We start from the raw sequence: 1,388 nt of genomic DNA on the forward strand, positions 1-1,388 counted from the left end.
TAATGCTGATCAGTTAAGACAAAATAGCTGAAATGCGGTAAAAATGAGCGTATCCAGATACGCTCATTTTTTTATGACTTTTTCTCAGAATTTAAGTTCAGCATTTCAGCAGACAGCTCCTTCACTTTCTAATTTTAGCGAATTAATTGATTTAAACTGGATTGAAGACTGTTTAAAACGGACCGGGAAAGCATCGGTCAGAAAAAGAAAACTCCCCGCAGAGCATGCTGTATGGCTAGTTATTGGACTTGCATTGTTCCGCGACCAGCCCATCTGGTATGTTGTTCAGCAGCTGCAGCTGGTTTTTGGCACGGCTGAAAGCTGCGCCCCAAGCGCATCAGTGCAGGCCAGACAGCGCTTGGGTCTGGAGCCTTTAAATGTCCTGTTCAATACACTGAGTCAGACATGGTTTGAAGATTCTCAGCCGCAATATTCCGCCTTTCATGGCCTAAGCATCTGCGCTGTAGATGGAGCCGTCTGGTCCATGCCCCACACAGATGAGAACTTCAGGCACTTCGGTTCTTCCAAAGGCAAAACGATAGCAGCACCTTGGCCGCAAGCCAGAGCGGTTTGCCTGATCAACACCAATACTCATGAAGTGATTGATGCCGGGATTGGAAGTATGGATCAAGGCGAGCTGACTTTAGCGAAGAAATTGAAAGTGCCTGCAAATAGCCTGACTTTATTTGACCGGGCCTACTTCTCTGCTGATTTCTTATCAGGGTGGCAGTCTCGGGAAAACTGCCATTGGCTTATGCGGGCTAAAGACAATCTGCGCTATGAAATTATCAGGAAAAACTCAGCGCATGACTTTCAAATCAGAATGCCTGTTTCTCCAAGAGCGAAGAAACTGAATCCGGATTTAGGTGACTATTGGGAAGCCCGCCTGATTGAAACTGAACAGTCTGGAAGGGTTAGACGATACGTTACATCATTATTAGATTCAAAGGCTTATCCTCTGGAAGAGGTCAGTACGCTGTATGCTCAGCGCTGGGAAATCGAGATGTGCTACCGTGAAATCAAGAGCGACCTGCAAGATGGGATGCATTTAAGAAGCAAGCAGCCTGAATTGGTGTATCAGGAATTATGGGGTGTATTGATTGCTTATAATATTCTTAGAAGGCAAATGAAATTTATGGCTCAACGGGCGAAAGTCAGCCCTTTGCGTATCAGTTTCCATATTGCTTCAATCAGCATTATCAATATATTAAGGCATACTCCGCTGGAATCGGCAGGGAATTTGCCCAAGCATTTAGAGCGTTTGCTGGAACAGTCTAAAATGTTTGTTTTGCCTGAAAGAAGATCAAGGCAATGCCCTAGAGTCGTCAAAATAAAGCCTCAAAAGTACCCAAGAAAATGCCAGTCAATTTCTTAACTGACTGGCATTA

The 1,388-nt window shown here is 44.7% G+C and carries 1 protein-coding gene; it reads left to right on the forward strand.

Annotation, left to right across the window (positions count from 1 at the left end; translation table 11 throughout):
* Positions 1-73 precede the first annotated feature (73 nt).
* Positions 74-1,375: an IS4 family transposase gene (locus tag MF4640_RS18705; protein ID WP_039891156.1), complete on the forward strand. Its 1,302-nt coding sequence runs from the start codon at positions 74-76 to the stop codon at positions 1,373-1,375.
* Positions 1,376-1,388: the final 13 nt, after the last annotated feature.

It is taken from the genome of Acinetobacter sp. MF4640, from assembly GCF_002018895.1.
GTDB classification, from domain to species: Bacteria; Pseudomonadota; Gammaproteobacteria; order Pseudomonadales; family Moraxellaceae; genus Acinetobacter; species Acinetobacter johnsonii.